The organism is Pandoraea nosoerga (assembly GCF_902459585.1).
Classification (GTDB): Bacteria; Pseudomonadota; Gammaproteobacteria; order Burkholderiales; family Burkholderiaceae; genus Pandoraea; species Pandoraea nosoerga.
Map to the genome: position 1 here is coordinate 205,195 of NZ_CABPSC010000006.1, position 16,732 is coordinate 221,926.

15 protein-coding genes are annotated in these 16,732 nt (G+C 62.9%); all 15 read left to right on the forward strand.

Going from position 1 to position 16,732, the window contains the following annotated elements:
- Positions 1–14 precede the first annotated feature (14 nt).
- On the forward strand, positions 15–1,811 hold the full coding sequence (locus PNO31109_RS10245; RefSeq protein WP_150555496.1) for a branched-chain amino acid ABC transporter ATP-binding protein/permease: 1,797 nt from the start codon (positions 15–17) through the stop codon (positions 1,809–1,811).
- Positions 1,811–2,557 carry an ABC transporter ATP-binding protein gene (locus PNO31109_RS10250; RefSeq protein WP_150555497.1) on the forward strand — a complete coding sequence of 249 codons (747 nt, stop codon included), beginning with the start codon at positions 1,811–1,813 and terminating at the stop codon, positions 2,555–2,557. Before PNO31109_RS10245 ends, PNO31109_RS10250 begins: the two co-directional genes overlap by 1 nt.
- A gap of 1,895 nt (positions 2,558–4,452) precedes the next feature.
- Positions 4,453–6,414: a tRNA uridine-5-carboxymethylaminomethyl(34) synthesis enzyme MnmG gene (gene mnmG, locus PNO31109_RS10255; protein ID WP_150555498.1), complete on the forward strand. Its 1,962-nt coding sequence runs from the start codon at positions 4,453–4,455 to the stop codon at positions 6,412–6,414.
- A gap of 12 nt (positions 6,415–6,426) precedes the next feature.
- Entirely contained in the window at positions 6,427–7,107 is a 681-nt protein-coding gene (gene rsmG / locus PNO31109_RS10260) for a 16S rRNA (guanine(527)-N(7))-methyltransferase RsmG (RefSeq protein WP_150555499.1), read from the forward strand.
- Positions 7,104–7,688, forward strand: coding sequence for a lipocalin family protein (locus PNO31109_RS10265; RefSeq protein WP_150555500.1), 585 nt, complete (start codon positions 7,104–7,106; stop codon positions 7,686–7,688). The genes rsmG and PNO31109_RS10265 overlap by 4 nt, the downstream gene beginning before the upstream one ends.
- 246 nt (positions 7,689–7,934) lie before the next feature.
- On the forward strand, positions 7,935–8,705 hold the full coding sequence (locus PNO31109_RS10270; protein WP_150555501.1) for a ParA family protein: 771 nt from the start codon (positions 7,935–7,937) through the stop codon (positions 8,703–8,705).
- Between the two features lie 27 nt (positions 8,706–8,732).
- Positions 8,733–9,632, forward strand: a complete 900-nt coding sequence (locus PNO31109_RS10275; protein WP_150555502.1) for a ParB/RepB/Spo0J family partition protein — start codon at positions 8,733–8,735, stop codon at positions 9,630–9,632.
- Positions 9,633–9,656: 24 nt separating this feature from the next.
- Positions 9,657–11,003 carry an SLC13 family permease gene (locus PNO31109_RS10280; protein WP_244958155.1) on the forward strand — a complete coding sequence of 449 codons (1,347 nt, stop codon included), beginning with the start codon at positions 9,657–9,659 and terminating at the stop codon, positions 11,001–11,003.
- 244 nt (positions 11,004–11,247) lie between these two features.
- On the forward strand, positions 11,248–11,751 hold the full coding sequence (locus tag PNO31109_RS10285; RefSeq protein WP_150555503.1) for an ATP synthase subunit I: 504 nt from the start codon (positions 11,248–11,250) through the stop codon (positions 11,749–11,751).
- 68 nt (positions 11,752–11,819) lie between these two features.
- The gene (atpB, locus tag PNO31109_RS10290) at positions 11,820–12,671 is read left to right on the forward strand and encodes a F0F1 ATP synthase subunit A (protein ID WP_150555504.1); all 852 of its coding nucleotides are present in this window, start codon (positions 11,820–11,822) and stop codon (positions 12,669–12,671) included.
- Between the two features lie 83 nt (positions 12,672–12,754).
- Positions 12,755–13,021 carry a F0F1 ATP synthase subunit C gene (atpE, locus tag PNO31109_RS10295; RefSeq protein WP_010807762.1) on the forward strand — a complete coding sequence of 89 codons (267 nt, stop codon included), beginning with the start codon at positions 12,755–12,757 and terminating at the stop codon, positions 13,019–13,021.
- Between the two features lie 125 nt (positions 13,022–13,146).
- Positions 13,147–13,617 (forward strand): F0F1 ATP synthase subunit B, encoded by a 471-nt coding sequence (locus PNO31109_RS10300; protein ID WP_150555505.1) that lies wholly within the window; start codon positions 13,147–13,149, stop codon positions 13,615–13,617.
- A 2-nt stretch (positions 13,618–13,619) separates the two neighbouring features.
- Positions 13,620–14,150: a F0F1 ATP synthase subunit delta gene (locus PNO31109_RS10305; RefSeq protein WP_150555506.1), complete on the forward strand. Its 531-nt coding sequence runs from the start codon at positions 13,620–13,622 to the stop codon at positions 14,148–14,150.
- Positions 14,151–14,201: 51 nt separating this feature from the next.
- Positions 14,202–15,743: a F0F1 ATP synthase subunit alpha gene (atpA, locus tag PNO31109_RS10310; protein WP_150555507.1), complete on the forward strand. Its 1,542-nt coding sequence runs from the start codon at positions 14,202–14,204 to the stop codon at positions 15,741–15,743.
- An 88-nt stretch (positions 15,744–15,831) separates the two neighbouring features.
- Entirely contained in the window at positions 15,832–16,719 is an 888-nt protein-coding gene (atpG, locus tag PNO31109_RS10315) for a F0F1 ATP synthase subunit gamma (RefSeq protein WP_150555508.1), read from the forward strand.
- Positions 16,720–16,732: the final 13 nt, after the last annotated feature.

Consider the following 16,732-nt stretch of genomic DNA (forward strand, 5'->3'; position numbering starts at 1 on the left):
GGGCGGACCACAGAATGAAAAACAAATACTTCCTGATCTTTTTGGTGCTGCTGGCCGTGTTGCCGGTCCTGCCGGCGCCGGTGCGTTTGCCTGAATACTGGGTGACGCTGCTCAACTACATCGGCCTGTACAGCATTGTCGCGATCGGCCTGGTGCTGCTCACCGGCGTGGCCGGCATGACGTCGTTCGGCCAGGCAGCCTTCGTCGGTCTTGGCGCATATGCAACGGCGTATCTCACGACCGCGTATGGCGCGTCGCCGTGGGTCGGCCTGATCGTCGGTATCGCCATTACGGCCGCGGCGGCGCTGATCATCGGTGCGATCACCATGCGCCTGTCCGGGCACTTCCTGCCGCTGGGCACGATTGCCTGGGGCCTGTCGCTGTATTACCTGTTCGGCAATCTCGAATTCCTGGGCAAGTACGACGGCCTGAACGACATTCCGACCATCAACCTGTTCGGTCTGGAGCTCGCGAGCGGGCGTCAGATGTTCTATCTGATCTGGGTCGTGGTGGTGCTGGCGGTGGTGTCGGTCAAGAACCTGCTCGATTCGCGTCCGGGGCGTGCGATCCGCGCGCTCAAGGGCGGCGGCGTGATGGCCGAGGCGATGGGCGTGAATACCGCCTGGATGAAGGTCGTGGTGTTCGTCTACGCGGCGGTGCTCGCGGCGATTTCGGGCTGGCTGTACGCGCACTTGCAGCGTGCGGTGAACCCTACGCCATTCAACCTGAACCACGGCATCGAGTACCTGTTCATGGCGGTGGTCGGCGGTGTCTCGCACGTATGGGGCGCGGTGCTGGGCGCGGCGATCCTCACGGTGCTCAAGGACTATCTGCAGAACATCCTGCCGGTGCTCCTGGGAGCGAACGGCAACTTCGAGACGATCGTTTTCGGCATCTTGCTGGTGTTGCTGCTGCAGTATGCGCGTGATGGCGTGTGGCCGTTCTTCGGCAAGATCTTCCCGGCGCGGCGCGTGGCGAAGGCGCCTGCGCAGGCCGAGGCGCTGGGCCATCGTGCCAAGCCGGCGGTGGGCGAAGTGGTGCTCAAGCTGGAGAAGGCGCGCAAGGAGTTTGGCGGTCTGGTGGCGGTAAACGACGTGTCGTTCGAAGTGAAGGCGGGCGAGATCGTCGGCCTGATCGGCCCGAACGGCGCCGGCAAGTCGACCACGTTCAACCTCGTGACGGGCGTGCTGCAGGCTACGCGCGGCGAGATTTCGTTCCTCGGCGAGCGCATCGAGCGTCTGCCGTCGCGCGAGATCGTCAAGCGTGGGATCGGCCGCACCTTCCAGCATGTACGTTTGATGCCGCACATGAGCGTGCTCGAGAACGTGGCGATCGGTGCGTATCTGCGCGACAAGAACGGTCTGCGTCGCCGTCCGCAGGGGGGCGTGTGGTCGAGTGTGCTGCGTCTGGATCGTCATGAAGAAGCGATGCTGCTGCACGAGGCTGCGCGGCAGATCGAGCGTGTGGGATTGGGCGCGCACATGTACGACGAGGCGGGCAGCCTGGCGCTGGGCCAGCAGCGTATTCTGGAAATTGCACGCGCATTGGCGTGCGATCCCACGCTGTTGCTGCTCGATGAGCCGGCCGCGGGTCTGCGTTACAAGGAAAAGCAGGCGCTGGGCGACCTGCTCAAGAAGCTGAAGGACGAGGGCATGAGCGTGTTGCTGGTCGAGCACGACATGGACTTCGTGATGAATCTGACCGATCACCTGGTGGTGATGGAGTTCGGCACCAAGATTGCTGAGGGGATGCCGGAAGACGTGCAGAAGAACCCGGCGGTGCTCGAGGCCTACCTTGGAGGAGTGGAGTGATGGCGGACGCAATTCTGGAGGTCAAGGACCTCGCCGTCGCATACGGCAAAGTCGAAGCGCTGCACGGTGCGCATCTGCGTGTGGAGGCGGGCCAGATCGTCACGGTGATCGGGCCGAATGGCGCGGGCAAGTCGAGCATGCTCAACGCGATCATGGGCGCGCTGCCGCACAACGGCTCGAGCAAGGGAAGCGTGTCGTATCTCGGTCACGAGATGTCGGCGCTGACGATCGAAGCGCGCGTGGCGCGGGGCATGTGCCTGGTGCCGGAAAAGCGGGAGCTGTTCTCGACGATGTCGGTGGAGGACAACCTGTTGCTGGGCGCTTACCGCCGCAAGCGGGCAGGGGAGAAGAACTTCCTCGACCAGATGGACGTGGTCTACGAGCTGTTTCCGCGACTCAAGGAGCGTCGGACGCAGCAGGCGGGCACGCTCTCGGGGGGCGAGCGTCAGATGCTGGCGGTAGGCCGGGCGCTCATGGCCAAACCGCAGTTGCTGATGCTCGATGAGCCGAGCCTGGGGCTCGCGCCGCTGATCGTCAAGGAAATCTTCCATATCATCAACGACTTGCGTAAGACGGGCGTGGCGACGCTGTTGATCGAGCAGAACGCCCGTGCGGCGTTGCAGGTGGCCGACTACGGTTACGTGATCGAGACGGGTGAGCTTGCCCTGGAGGGCCCGGCGCAGGAGCTGGCGAGCAATCCGAAGGTCATCGAGACGTATCTCGGCCTCGCCAAGAAGGCGGCCTGAGCGGCTGGGAGGCGGGCGGCCGGTTCGGCGCGCTCGCGCCGGTCCTTCCCGTTCGGGAAGAGCCGCCCGTCACAGCGCCCCGCTCGGCCGTCCATAAGCGGCCCATAAGTGCCCCCATAAGTGCGTACCCCATAAGCGCCCCGTACCATATACGCCCTCGAGCCCGTCCCTGACAGCCCGCACGTCATGGCGGGCATTTTTTCGTCCGCGTGGTGCGAGGAGGGCGAACGAGCGTTCGCAAATTTTGTTCCGTCCCCGTTTTTTTCATCGCGCAGTGAGGCTGGACGACAGACATTCGGAGACCACTTATTCACAGTTGCTTGTGGATAGATGTGACTCACGGAAATCTATGGCGCACCGCCGCAATAAGGCGTTACGACGATTTTTCGAGAATCTCGAGGAAAATGGGATTCGGGTTATCCACAGAAAAGCAAATTATTCAGTGGGACTTGTCTATCCCGGGGGAGGGTGTGGATAACAAGAGGAAATTCTCGATTTTCCTCGATGCAGTTTCTTGGTTGCGGGAAGGCTTCGGTGTTTGGAGACCGGTTTTCGGTCTGCGAGTTGGAGTTTCTGGGCGGTCGTTGGCTTTTTGAGGTCGTTCTCTTCAAAAGCCGCGAGGTCGGGGCTTATGCACGAACTGTCCCGGACGATCGGGAGATGCTTGCCACCTCGGCGGCTTTACGTGCGATGGTTTCTGTCATGCGTCCGGGCGCGGAGCCCAGCGGTACCCCGACTGCGTTCCAGCCGAAAGTCACTCCGTCAGGGCACCGCCGGGCTCCGCCATCAAGCTTCCAAGTGCTCGGGTCGAAGCGTTGGGTGGTTTCACGTGGAACGTCGGGAGATGCTTGCCACCTCGGCGGCTTTACGTACGATGGTTTCTGTCAGGCGTCCGGGCACGGAGCCCAGCGGTACCCTGACTGCGTTCCACCTGGAAGTCTCTCCGTCAGGGCACCGCAGGGCTCCGTCGTCGAGCTTCCGAGTGCTCGGGTCGCATCGTTGGAATGGGTTTCATGCGAAGAGGGAGGGGCGCCCCGTCCCAATGAGGGATGAACCGATAGGTAGCCACGGGGCAGTGGTCCGCGCGATGGGGAACCGCATGCATGTTTTATGTCCTGGAGCGAGTGCGGTGTTGCGATGAACGTTCGGACCCGACCGGAGGTTTGGGCGGTCCTGGGGTGCGTCTTGATCCTGCTTCCGAGCGTGGCGCAGTCGGATTTCCGGAAATGGGGGTTTTCCACCGCGCCGGCGTATGAGGGGGCGACTTGCAGTTATTCTGAGCTCGCAGGGCGTCGACGGGATCCGGTGGGCATGGGCGCTGCGCGGTCCTCGTGTGTTTCACGTGAAACACACGCCGCACCATTCGCCGCTTCGGGGTATTCGATTGGAGAAGGCCGGCCGTGCCCCACAGTGGCGGCTTTCAGATGGAGGGCAGACGAGCGCAGACGAGCGCAGACGGAGCGGGGCGGGTTCGGGCTTCGCTGCCCGAAAGCGGGAGAAGCAGGATGGCGTCGGTTGGTCGCGGCCGTCTGCCGCCTCTAGCTTTCACTGCCCGAGCAAAAAAACATCCGATTGTTTCACGTGAAACCACGGCACGACCTTTGAGGTCCTGTGTCTTCGATGATCTCGGGGTGCTGCGTGGAGTCGACCGCGGCGCATGGCGGCGGCGGGGGGCATTGGCTCGACGAAGGCTGGTCAGGCCGTAGCGACTTTTGGGCGGGATGGGGCCTGGCCGGTCTTCATGCCGTGCGGGAGGCGACGGGTCGGACTCAGGAGTGCGACAACTTCTCCGTTTCACGTGAAACATCCAGACGGTTACAAATGATGCATCGCAATACCGCTATAATTCCGCAATTACCGAATCCAGAGAGTTTGCCGCACGCGGCAAAATTGCGATGCTTTATCCGACCGAGTTCGACGTGATCGTGGTGGGTGGCGGCCATGCCGGCACCGAGGCTGCGCTCGCCTCGGCCCGCATGGGCTGTAAAACCCTTCTGCTTACCCACAATATCGAGACGCTCGGCCAGATGAGCTGCAATCCCTCCATCGGCGGGATCGGCAAAGGTCATCTCGTGAAAGAGGTCGATGCGCTGGGCGGGGCAATGGCCGCCGCTACCGACGAGGGCGGCATCCAATTCCGTATCCTGAATTCGTCCAAAGGCCCGGCCGTTCGCGCCACTCGCGCGCAGGCGGACCGCATTCTCTATAAGCAAGCTATCCGCCACCGGCTCGAAAACCAGCCGAATCTTTGGCTTTTCCAGCAAGCCGTGGAAGACCTGATCGTCGAGGGCGAGCGCGTCGTTGGCGCCGTGACTCAAGTCGGCCTGCGCTTCCGTGCGCGTGCCGTTGTGCTGACGGCCGGGACATTCCTCGACGGTAAGATCCACGTTGGCCTGAACAACTACGTCGGCGGCCGGGCCGGCGATCCCGCCGCCGTCAGTCTTTCCGCACGCCTCAAAGAGTTGAAATTGCCGCAAGGGCGGTTGAAGACGGGGACGCCGCCGCGCATCGACGGCCGCTCCATCGACTTCTCGGTCCTGGAAGCGCAGCCCGGCGATCTGGACCCGGTGCCCGTTTTCTCGTTCCTCGGCCGTCCCGAGCAGCATCCCCGCCAAGTGCCGTGCTGGGTAACGCACACCAACGAGCGTACCCACGACATCATCCGTGCCGGCCTGGATCGCTCGCCCATGTATACGGGCGTGATCGAAGGCGTCGGGCCGCGCTATTGCCCGTCGATCGAGGACAAGATTCATCGCTTTGCCGACAAGACGTCGCACCAGATCTATCTCGAGCCGGAAGGTCTCACGACCAACGAGTTCTACCCGAATGGCATCTCCACCAGTCTGCCTTTCGACGTCCAGCTCGAACTGGTGCGCTCGATGAAGGGCATGGAGAACGCCTATATCCTGCGTCCCGGCTATGCCATCGAGTACGACTACTTCGATCCGCGTGGCTTGCGCAGTTCGCTCGAAACCCGCGCCATTTCAGGGTTGTTCTTCGCCGGGCAGATCAACGGCACGACCGGCTACGAAGAAGCGGCAGCCCAGGGGCTGCTCGCCGGCATCAATGCCGCGCTGCAAGTGCAAGGCCGCGAAGCCTGGTGTCCGAGGCGCGACCAGGCCTACCTCGGCGTACTCGTCGACGACCTGATCACCCGCGGCGTATCCGAGCCGTATCGCATGTTCACCAGCCGGGCCGAATATCGCCTGTCGCTGCGCGAGGACAACGCCGATATGCGTCTGACGGAAATGGGCCGCGAACTTGGCGTAGTGGACGATGTTCGTTGGGAAGCGTTCTGCCGCAAGCGCGACGCTGTTTCACGTGAAACAGAACGCCTCAAATCGACGTGGGTGAATCCGAAAACTTTCCCGGCCGAGGATGCTGTGCCGTTGCTCGGCAAGGCGATCGACCACGAATACTCGCTGGCCGACCTGTTGCGCCGCCCCGAAGTGAGCTACGACGCGCTCATGGCAGTGCAGGGCGGCCGGCTGGCGCCCGAGGGTGTATTGTCGGACGACCCGCTGCAAGGCCACCAGATCCGCGAGCAGATCGAGATCGCGGTGAAGTATCAGGGGTACATCGATCGTCAGGCTGACGAGATCAGTCGCAAGGAAGCCAACGAGAATACCGTGCTGCCGCCCAACATCGATTACAACGATGTCAGGGGGCTTTCGATCGAAGTGCGCCAGAAGCTCAATGCGCAGCGTCCCGAGACGCTCGGCCAGGCCTCGCGCATCTCCGGCGTCACGCCCGCGGCGATCTCGCTGCTGATGATCCATCTCAAGAAGGGTCTCGGACGGCGTCGCGCGTCAGAGGACACGACTGCCGCCGATTCCGGCGACCAGCACGCTGCCTGACGCGGAGCGCTCATGACTGCTTCGCGAAGCAATGCCGCAAACGGCGGCAACGAACTGGGCGCGCTGCTGGCCGACGGTATCCGGCAGCTCGGCCTTTCCATCAGCGACGAACAGCAAGCGCGTCTGCTCGACTATCAGGCGCTGCTCGCCAAGTGGAACGCCTCACTGCAAATGACCTCGATCCGCGACCCGCGGCAAATGGTCATCAAACACCTGCTCGATTCCCTCTCGATCCTGCCGCGTCTGGATAGAGAGCCGATTGCGCGCGTTCTCGACGTGGGCTCGGGCGGCGGCCTGCCCGGTGTGGTGCTCGCCATCGTGCGGCCTGACTGGCAGGTGACCGTCAACGACATCGTTCAGAAGAAGACTGCCTTCCTGACGCAGGCGCGCGCCACGTTCAGACTGACCAATCTCACCGTGGTGACCGGCCGCGTCGAGTCGCTGGTGGTCGGCAAGGAAGTGCCGGCCGCGTTCGACGCGATCGTCTCGCGCGCCTTCGCCGAATTGCACGACTTCGTCACGCTGGGCAGCAAGCTGCTTGCCCCGGGCGGCAGCTTCTGGGCGATGAAGGGAGTGGCCGCCGAGAGCGAACTCGCGCTCCCCGCCGGTTATGAGCTCGTCGAGCGTCTCGCGCTGGACGTTCCGTTTCTCGACGCCGAGCGTCATTTGCTCCGCGTGAAGGTGAAGGCATGAACAAGATGACCCGCTGGGCAGGCGCCGTCATGGTCGGGTTTTCGGTGGCGGCGGCGGTGGCCTGGGCGCAGTCGGGGCAGGAATCGCTCACCACGCGCGTGCGTCCGGTTCAGAGAATCGACAAGGAGCGCTACGTCGGCACCTGGTACGAAATAGCACGCTATCCGAATTTCTTCGAGCGAAAATGTGTGTCGGACGTGACGGCAGAGTACGTGGCGTTGCCGGACGGCAAGATCGCCGTTACCAACCGGTGTCGCAAGGACGACGGCACCTGGGTGAGCGACGGCGGCCTGGCGCGCACCGACGGGCAGGGGACCGGCACGGCGCGCTTCAAGGTGACGTTCGCGCCGGACTGGCTGCGCTGGATTCCCTGGCTTTGGGCAAACTACTGGGTTATCGTGCTCGACGGTGACTACCAGTATGCCGCCGTCGGCGAGCCGAGCCGCGAGTACCTCTGGATTCTCTCGCGCACGCCGACGATGGACGAGAACGCGCTGAATCAAATGCGGGCGCAACTGCGCAAGCAAGGCTACGACACCGACAAGCTGGTGTTGACGCCCCAAAAGGCTAGCGCCCCCTGATGGCAGGGAGGCGGGCGCCCGGGTCACCGTTTCATCGTTTTACCGTCTCAGCCGCCCGTCGGCGCAATAACTGAGCATTACTCAGATAATCGGGTTTGCGGTCGAACTTTCGGGATGCAGTGTGCGGCCATGCGGGCCGGCGGGCGGTTGGCGGCATCGCCTTCGCAATTGCGCTTCATCCCGGCATCATGTGCACCATCGGCATCAATCGCTTCAACACGGCAGCATTCGGAGGACTACATCGGCATGGCGAAAATTTTCTGCGTGGCCAATCAGAAGGGCGGCGTCGGCAAGACGACCACCACGGTGAACCTCGCTGCCGGACTGGCGTCGCACGGGCAGCGTGTCTTGCTGGTCGACCTGGACCCGCAGGGCAACGCCACGATGGGCAGCGGCATCGACAAGGCTGCGCTCGAGTCGAGCGTGTACGAAGTGCTGGTCGATGGCGCCGATGTCGCGGCGAGCGCTCAGCGCTCGGAGACGGGCGGCTATGACGTGTTGCCCGCGAACCGCGAGCTGGCCGGCGCCGACGTGGAGCTCGTCTCGCTGGAGAACCGCGACACGCGTCTCAAGCAGGCGCTCGCGAAGGTTGAAGACGCATACGACTTCGTGCTGATCGACTGCCCGCCCACGCTTTCGCTGCTCACGCTCAATGGCCTGTGCGCCGCGCATGGCGTGATCATTCCGATGCAGTGCGAGTATTTCGCGCTCGAAGGGCTGTCGGATCTCGTCAACACGATCAAGCAGGTGCACGCGAACCTCAATCGCGACCTGAAGGTCATCGGGTTGCTGCGCGTGATGTTCGATCCGCGCATCACGCTGCAGCAGCAAGTCTCCGAGCAGCTCAAGGAGCATTTCGGGGACAAGGTTTTCAACGCCATCATTCCGCGCAATGTGCGGCTCGCCGAAGCGCCGAGCTACGGTATGCCGGGTGTCGTTTTCGATCCCGCTTCGCGCGGCGCGAAAGCGTATCTGCAATTCGGCGCGGAGATGATCGCGCGCATTCAAACTATGTAAGGCGCATTCGCGCAGGAACGCATTGTCATGGCGACCAAGACCAACGCACTGAAAAAGAAAGGCCTGGGCCGCGGCCTCGAAGCGCTGCTCGGCGCGCACGCCGATAACCACAACGGCGCGACGCAGGCCAATGCCGATGGCGCGCCCGCCATGATGGCGCTCGAGCGCCTGCAGGCCGGCAAGTATCAGCCGCGCACGCGTATGGACGAGGGCGCATTGCAGGAACTCGCCGCGAGCATTCGCGCGCAAGGCCTGATGCAGCCGATTCTCGTGCGCCGCGTCGATGGTGAGAAGTACGAAATTATTGCGGGCGAGCGACGTTTTCGCGCCGCGCGCATTGCGGGACTGGCCGAAGTGCCCGTGCTCGTGCGTGACGTGCCCGACGAGGCCGCCGCCGCAATGGCGCTGATCGAGAACATTCAGCGCGAAGATCTGAATCCGCTCGAAGAGGCGCAAGGCATTCAGCGTCTGCTCGGCGAATTCAACTACACGCACGAACAAGCCGCGCAGTCGCTGGGCCGCTCGCGCAGCGCCGTGTCGAACCTGCTGCGTTTGCTCAATCTCGCGCAACCGGTGCAGACGATGCTGCTCGCCGGCGATCTCGACATGGGGCACGCGCGCGCATTGCTCGCCGTCGATGCGGCCACGCAGATCACGCTGGCCAATCAGGTGGTGAACAAGCGTTTGTCGGTGCGCGACACGGAGCGCATCGTCAATGCGTCGCTCAAGCCGCAAGGTGACGGCATTCGCCGCCGGTCGGCGCAAGAGGGCGGCCGCGACGTGACGCGCCTCGAGGAAGAGCTCTCGGATTTGCTCGCGTCCAACGTCAAGATCAAGGTCGGCCGCAAGGGGGCCGGGCAGCTCACGATCGAGTTCGGCAGTCTCGACGCTCTCGACGGTATTCTCGCGCGCATCCGCGCCGAATGATTTCGGCACCCTGAACGATTCGATATGACAGCAGCGCCTACCGGGGAGCCGCCCATCCGGCCGGCTTGCGCGGACGCCGGCGTGCAGCGCGCCGCCGGGAAGATCGATGACATCGATAAGGTCGATGAGGTCGATGAGGTCGATGAGGTGGATAAGCTCGGTAAGCCCGGTAAGCCAGGCGCATCGGACAATTCGCGTGCGGCGGCTGACCCGTCTACGCCGCAGGCATCCTGCAGGCCACTCACGTCGCGGCTCGGGCGCGCGCTGCGAGCGACGTATGCGCGCGTACGTGCCGACCGTGTGCTCGTCATCCTGCTCGTCGGCTTCGTGATGCTGCAGATCGCGCGTCCCGCGAGTGCGGGCGAACTGTGGCATCGCATCGACCGGCAGACGATCCTCACGCTCGCCGGCTTGTTGATGCTCACGCGCGCGATCGATCAGAGCGGCTTTCTCGACTGGTTGGCACAGCGCCTGCTGAGAGCGTTTCGCACGGAGCGCCGCCTCGCATTACTGATGGTGACGTTCGCCGCTGCGCTCTCCACGCTGCTCACCAATGACGTCGCACTCTTCGCCGTGGTGCCGTTGGCGCAGTCGCTTGCGCGTATCGCGCCCGTGCGCATCGAACGTCTCATCATCTTCCTGGCGCTCGCCGTGAACGCGGGCTCCAGCCTCACGCCGCTCGGCAATCCGCAGAATCTTTTCCTGTGGCAGCGCAGCGGTATGGGCTTTGGCGCGTACATCGCGATGATGACGCCGGTCACGCTCGCGCTCATGGCCGTACTGCTCGCGGTGTGTGCCGCCGCGTTCGATTCACGCGCACTGCACTTTCAGCGACGCGGCCCGACGCATGACGTGCACTGGCCGCTGCTGTGGACCGCACTCGTCTCGTTCGTGGCCTTCGTGGCGCTTGCCGATCACGGGCGTGCGGCGTGGGCGTGTGCCGGCGTGGCGGCGCTGCTGCTGGCCGTGCGACGCAGCGCCGTGCTAGGCATCGACTGGCTGCTGCTGGCGATCTTCGTGCTGATGTTCGTCGTGCTGCGCGGCGTGGCCGAATTGCCGGCGGTCCACTCGGCGCTCGGGCACGTCGATTTCTCGGGCGATGGTGCGGCATATGCCGGCGCGGCCCTTCTCTCGCAATTCATCAGCAACGTTCCCGCGGCAATCCTGCTCGCGGAGTACAGCCACAATTGGCCGGCGCTCGCGCATGGGGTCGCCGTGGGTGGCTTCGGTCTGGCCGTCGGTTCGCTCGCGAATCTGATCGCATTGCGCATGGCGAAATCCCGCCGGATCTGGTGGCATTTTCATTGGGTGTCCGTCCCGTTTTATGCGGTGGCAATCGGGCTAGGCTACCTCGCACTGAAATGGGTGTGATCACGCACCGAACGACGTCTAGCTGCAGGGATTGCGCAGCGTTCGCGGGGAATCCCGCGCTGCACCATGAGGAAAATGGCGGTCCGTGAGAGTTGGCGCCAAATCGACGCATGCACTGCACAATTTCGGCGAATTTGTTGCGCGTTTCGATTGACTGCCGTTCGTAATGTCCCGTAAAATCTCGCGGATTTATCTGCTTGAAGAGCCCATTCGTTTTGCACGAGTCGGGCGGGGAGGGAACGAGATGGCCGACGAACAACGGTCGAACTTGGAACCGAAACCGCAAGCGCCGGCACGTGCAACATCAGAGGCTTGGGACGACGAGCAGGAGCAAGAAACAATCGTTCCGCTCACGCGTGCGCAGGCCGAGCGCCTGTTCGGTCCCGATGTGGGGCGCGCATCCCGTGTGACTCCATTCAGGGTGGTGGGAGCCCAGGTACTACTGTCGCTGGTCGCGACACTGGCCTGGTGGCTTCTCTCGGCATCGCCACGAGACGCGGCGGTGTCCGCTTGGCTGGGCGGAATGATCGGTTGGTTGCCGGGCGCGCTGTTTGCGCTGCGGTTGAGAATGTCAGGTGATCGCCTCTCCGTCGGTTCGCTGGTGATGGGGGAAGCGGTCAAGGTAGCAACGACGATTGCGTTGTTGGTGGCGGTAGCGTTCGGTTACCCCGGGGTTCACTGGGTAGCGTTGCTGGTCACCTTCGTGCTCGCGCTCAAGGCCTATTGGCTCGCGATGGCACTGAAGTAGCGGTGAAAACCGCTCACGCGTCGACACGCTGCCGTGTGCGGATTTTCATAATTGGGTGTTTGATCGCTATGTCAGTAGAAGCCGGAAGCCACGCTCCGAACCCGTCGGAGTACATTTCGCACCACCTGCAAAACCTCGCGAGCTCGACGCAGACCAAGATCGTCGACTTCTCGATCATCAACTGGGACACCATGTTCTGGTCGATCACGATGGGCGTTCTGGGCTGTTTCCTGCTGTGGCTGGCCGCCCGTAAGGCGACTTCCGGCGTGCCGGGCCGTTTCCAGGCCGCCGTCGAAATGCTCGTGGAGATGGTCGAAGACCAGTCGAAGAGTATCGTGCACGGCAACCGTGCCTTCATCGCGCCGCTCGCGCTCACCGTGTTCGTCTGGGTCGCGCTCATGAACTCGCTCGACTTGCTGCCGGTCGACCTGCCGTCGAAAATCATCGGCTGGGTCGGCCTCGAGTCGATCATCACCCATCACCGTATCGTTCCGACGGCCGACCTGAACGGCACGCTCGGTATCTCGGTCGGCGTGCTCCTTCTGATGCTGTTCTACAGCTTCAAGATCAAGGGCGCCGGCGGCTTCATGCATGAGCTCTTCACCGCACCGTTCGGCAACCACTTCCTGCTGTGGATTCCGAACCTGCTGCTCAACATCATCGAATTCTGTGCCAAGACCGTGTCGCTCGGCATGCGACTGTTCGGCAATATGTACGCCGGCGAACTGGTGTTCCTGCTGATCGCCCTGCTGGGCGGGATCTGGAGCTTTGGCGCGGATGCGTCGGTGCTGGGTTTTGTCGGCCACGTCATTGCCGGCACCGCATGGGCGATTTTCCACATCCTGATCGTGTTGCTCCAGGCGTTCATCATGATGATGCTCACGCTGGTGTATATCGGCCAGGCGCACGACCATCACTGATCGGTTGTTGCGGTTGTTACGTGTTTCCCGGTTTTTCGGTTTTCAAATTTAAAGTTTCAAGTCTCTAACCAATAGGAGTAATCATGCAAGCTTTCATCGCTAACATCCAGGGTCTGACCGCTATCGGTATCGGCATCATCATCGGTCTGGGCGCAATCGGCGCCTGTCTGGGTATCGCGCTGATGGGCGGTAAGTACATCGAGGCATGCGCTCGTCAGCCGGAGCTGATGAACCCGCTGCAAACGAAGATGTTCCTGCTGGCTGGCCTGATCGACGCCGCATTCCTGATCGGCGTGGGTGTTGCCATGCTGTTCGCATTCGCGAACCCGCTGCTGTCGAAGCTCGCTTAAGTTTCTTTCGGCCGGTCGCGCACTGATCCGCGCGGCCAACTGGACATGAACGGCGCGCCCAAGCCAGCAGGCATGATGGGGCGCGCTGTTTTGCCAATCGACTCGCATCACCGAAAGGAAACACCGTGAACATTAACGCAACTCTGTTCGCGCAAACCGTCGTGTTTCTGATCCTGGCATGGTTCACGATGAAGTTCGTGTGGCCGCCGCTGATCAAGGCTATCGACGAACGCGCGAAGAAAATCGCCGACGGACTGGCCGCTGCCGACAAGGGCAAGGCCGAACTCGAAGCCGCCAACAAGCGCTCCACGCAAGCTCTCGCGGAAGCTCGCGACGAAGGCGCAAAGCGTATTGCCGACGCGGAGAAGCGCGCACTGGCCGTGGCCGACGAGATCAAGGCCCAGGCGCAGGCCGAAGCCGCTCGCATCATCGCCAACGCCAAGGTGGAAGCCGAGAACCAGGCCGTCAAGGTCCGTGAATCGCTGCGCGAGGAAGTTGCCGGTCTGGCCGTCAAGGGCGCCGAGCAGATCCTGAAGCGCGAAATCGACGCCAAGGCCCACGCCGACCTGCTGAACCAACTCAAGGCAGAGCTCTGATCATGGCCGAACTCGCAACCATCGCTCGTCCGTACGCTGAGGCGTTGTTCCGCGTGGCCAAGGCCGGCGACCTGAATCGCTGGTCCGAGCTGGTGCGCGAACTGGCGCAGGTGGCAGCGCTGCCCGAAGTGGCCAATCTGGCCGACGATCCGAAAGTGACGCCGACGCAAGTCGTCGACGTGCTGACCGCCGCCGTGAAATCGACCGACGCCGAAGTGCGCAACTTCGTCGCCGCCGTGGTCGAGAACGGTCGTCTGGCAGCCATGCCGGAAATCGCCGGGCAGTTCGAAGCGTTGAAGAACGCCGCCGCCGGTTCGGCAGACGCCTTGATCGAAAGCGCCTTCCCGCTCGAAGGTGAGCAACTGACCTCGCTGGTCAAGGGCCTCGAGCACAAGTTCGGCCGCAAGCTCAACCCGACGGTGACGGTGGATTCGTCGCTCATCGGCGGCGTGCGTGTGGTGGTTGGCGACGAGGTGCTGGACACTTCGGTGCGCGCCCGCCTGGCGGCCATGCGGACGTCGCTGACGGCCTGAAGGCCGGCGCGAATCGCCTGCGACGGCAAGAATTGAATATCAGGAGCACATATGCAACTCAATCCCTCTGAAATCAGCGAACTGATCAAGAGCCGGATTCAAGGTCTCGAGAGCGGCGCCGAAGTCCGTAACGAAGGCACCGTGATCTCGGTGACTGACGGTATCTGCCGCATCCACGGCCTGTCGGACGTGATGCAAGGTGAAATGCTCGAATTCCCGGGCAACACCTTCGGTCTGGCACTGAACCTCGAGCGCGACTCCGTCGGCGCCGTGATTCTGGGCGAGTACGAGCACATCTCGGAAGGCGACACCGTCAAGTGCACGGGCCGCATTCTGGAAGTGCCGGTCGGCCCGGAACTGAAGGGCCGCGTCGTTGACGCACTGGGCCAGCCGATCGACGGCAAGGGCCCGGTCAACGCCAAGATGACCGACGCCATCGAAAAGATCGCCCCGGGCGTGATCTGGCGTAAGTCGGTGTCGCAGCCGCTGCAAACGGGTACCAAGGCTATCGACGCCATGGTGCCGATCGGCCGCGGCCAGCGTGAGCTGATCATTGGTGACCGTCAGACGGGCAAGACCGCCGTGGCCATCGACACGATCATCTCGCAAAAGGGCAAGGGCGTGACCTGCGTCTACGTCGCCATCGGTCAGAAGGCTTCGTCGATCATGAACGTGGTGCGCAAGCTCGAAGAGCACGGCGCGATGGAGTACACGATCATCGTGACGGCCACGGCTTCGGACTCGGCCGCGATGCAGTTCATCGCACCTTACGCCGGCTGCACCATGGGCGAGTACTTCCGCGACCGCGGCGAAGACGCGCTGATCATCTATGACGACTTGACCAAGCAAGCCTGGGCCTATCGTCAGATCTCGCTGCTGCTGCGCCGTCCGCCGGGCCGTGAAGCGTACCCGGGCGATGTGTTCTACCTGCACTCGCGCCTGCTCGAGCGCGCCGCGCGCGTCTCGGAAGAGTACGTCGAGAAGTTCACCAACGGTGCGATCAAGGGCCAAAGCGGCTCGCTGACCGCCCTGCCGGTGATCGAAACGCAGGCCGGCGACGTGACCGCCTTCGTTCCGACGAACGTGATCTCGATTACCGACGGCCAGATCTTCCTGGAAACCGATCTGTTCAACGCGGGCATCCGTCCGGCAATCAACGCCGGTATCTCGGTGTCGCGCGTGGGCGGTGCTGCACAGACCAAGGTCATCAAGAAGCTGTCGGGCGGTATCCGTACCGACCTCGCGCAGTACCGTGAACTGGCCGCATTCGCGCAGTTCGCCTCGGACCTGGACGAAGCCACCCGCAAGCAGCTCGAGCGCGGCCGCCGCGTGACGGAACTGCTCAAGCAGCCGCAATACCAGCCGCTGCAGGTCTGGGAGCTGGCCGTGTCGCTGTTCGCCGCCAACAACGGCTATCTGGACGACCTCGAGGTCTCCCAGGTGCTGCCGTTCGAGAAGGGTCTGCGCGAAGTTCTGAAGACCAGCCACGGCGCGCTCATCGGCCGTATCGAAGAGACGAAGGATCTCTCGAAGGACGACGAAGCCGCCCTGCACGCTGCGATCAAGGACTTCAAGAAGACCGGCGCTTACTAATCCGGTTGAATCGGCAACTATTCAACGGACCCGGGAAGGCGCGACGTTCGGGCAACAGCGAACGTCGCGCCGAGACAAGGAGTAAGCAATGGCTGGAATGAAGGAAATTCGCGGCAAGATCAAGAGCGTGCAAAACACGCGCAAGATCACCAAGGCCATGGAAATGGTGGCCGCGTCGAAAATGCGCAAGGCGCAGGAACGCATGCGTCATGCCCGGCCTTACGCTGACAAGGTGCGCCAGATCGCCGCGCATATGGGCCAGGCGAATCCGGAATACCACCACCCGTTCATGGTGAAGCACGAAGACGCGAAAGCGGCGGGCATCATCGTGGTGACGACGGACAAGGGCCTGTGCGGCGGCTTGAACACCAACGTGCTGCGTGCCGTGGTGAACAAGATGAAGGACATCGAAGCCCAGGGCCTGAAGATCGAGGCCACCGCCATCGGCGGCAAGGGGCTTGGCTTCCTGAACCGTATTGGCGCGAAGGTGGTCTCGCACGTCGTGCAACTGGGCGACACCCCGCATCTGGACAAGCTCATCGGTGCGGTGAAGGTTCAGCTCGACGCATACGCCGAAGGCAAGCTCGACGCCGTGTACCTGGCTTACAACCGCTTCGTCAACACGATGAAGCAGGAAGCCGTGGTCGAGCAGCTGCTGCCGCTGCCCGAGAAGCTCGAAGGCGCCTCGGAAGAAGCGAGCGCGGTGCCGGCACAGCATTCGTGGGACTACATCTACGAACCGGATGCAAAGACGGTGGTGGATGCCCTGCTGGTGCGTTACGTCGAAGCTGTCGTGTATCAGGCAGTCGCAGAGAACATGGCGTCGGAACAGTCCGCCCGCATGGTGGCCATGAAGGCCGCGTCGGACAACGCGAAGACCGTGATCGGTGAATTGCAGATGGTCTACAACAAGGGCCGTCAAGCAGCGATCACGAAGGAACTGTCCGAAATCGTGGGTGGCGCCGCCGCGGTGTAAGCGGTGGCACGGG

Excerpts from the sequence above, each read along its gene's own strand:
- PNO31109_RS10250 (WP_150555497.1), top strand. The coding sequence starts at position 1,811 with ATGGCGGACGCAATTCTGGAGGTCAAGGACCTCGCCGTCGCATACGGC.
- atpG (WP_150555508.1), top strand. The coding sequence starts at position 15,832 with ATGGCTGGAATGAAGGAAATTCGCGGCAAGATCAAGAGCGTGCAAAAC.
- mnmG (WP_150555498.1), top strand. The coding sequence starts at position 4,453 with ATGCTTTATCCGACCGAGTTCGACGTGATCGTGGTGGGTGGCGGCCAT.
- PNO31109_RS10265 (WP_150555500.1), top strand. The coding sequence starts at position 7,104 with ATGAACAAGATGACCCGCTGGGCAGGCGCCGTCATGGTCGGGTTTTCG.
- atpA (WP_150555507.1), top strand. The coding sequence starts at position 14,202 with ATGCAACTCAATCCCTCTGAAATCAGCGAACTGATCAAGAGCCGGATT.
- PNO31109_RS10245 (WP_150555496.1), top strand. The coding sequence starts at position 15 with ATGAAAAACAAATACTTCCTGATCTTTTTGGTGCTGCTGGCCGTGTTG.
- PNO31109_RS10275 (WP_150555502.1), top strand. The coding sequence starts at position 8,733 with ATGGCGACCAAGACCAACGCACTGAAAAAGAAAGGCCTGGGCCGCGGC.
- atpE (WP_010807762.1), top strand. The coding sequence starts at position 12,755 with ATGCAAGCTTTCATCGCTAACATCCAGGGTCTGACCGCTATCGGTATC.
- PNO31109_RS10305 (WP_150555506.1), top strand. The coding sequence starts at position 13,620 with ATGGCCGAACTCGCAACCATCGCTCGTCCGTACGCTGAGGCGTTGTTC.
- rsmG (WP_150555499.1), top strand. The coding sequence starts at position 6,427 with ATGACTGCTTCGCGAAGCAATGCCGCAAACGGCGGCAACGAACTGGGC.
- PNO31109_RS10285 (WP_150555503.1), top strand. The coding sequence starts at position 11,248 with ATGGCCGACGAACAACGGTCGAACTTGGAACCGAAACCGCAAGCGCCG.
- PNO31109_RS10280 (WP_244958155.1), top strand. The coding sequence starts at position 9,657 with ATGACAGCAGCGCCTACCGGGGAGCCGCCCATCCGGCCGGCTTGCGCG.
- PNO31109_RS10270 (WP_150555501.1), top strand. The coding sequence starts at position 7,935 with ATGGCGAAAATTTTCTGCGTGGCCAATCAGAAGGGCGGCGTCGGCAAG.
- atpB (WP_150555504.1), top strand. The coding sequence starts at position 11,820 with ATGTCAGTAGAAGCCGGAAGCCACGCTCCGAACCCGTCGGAGTACATT.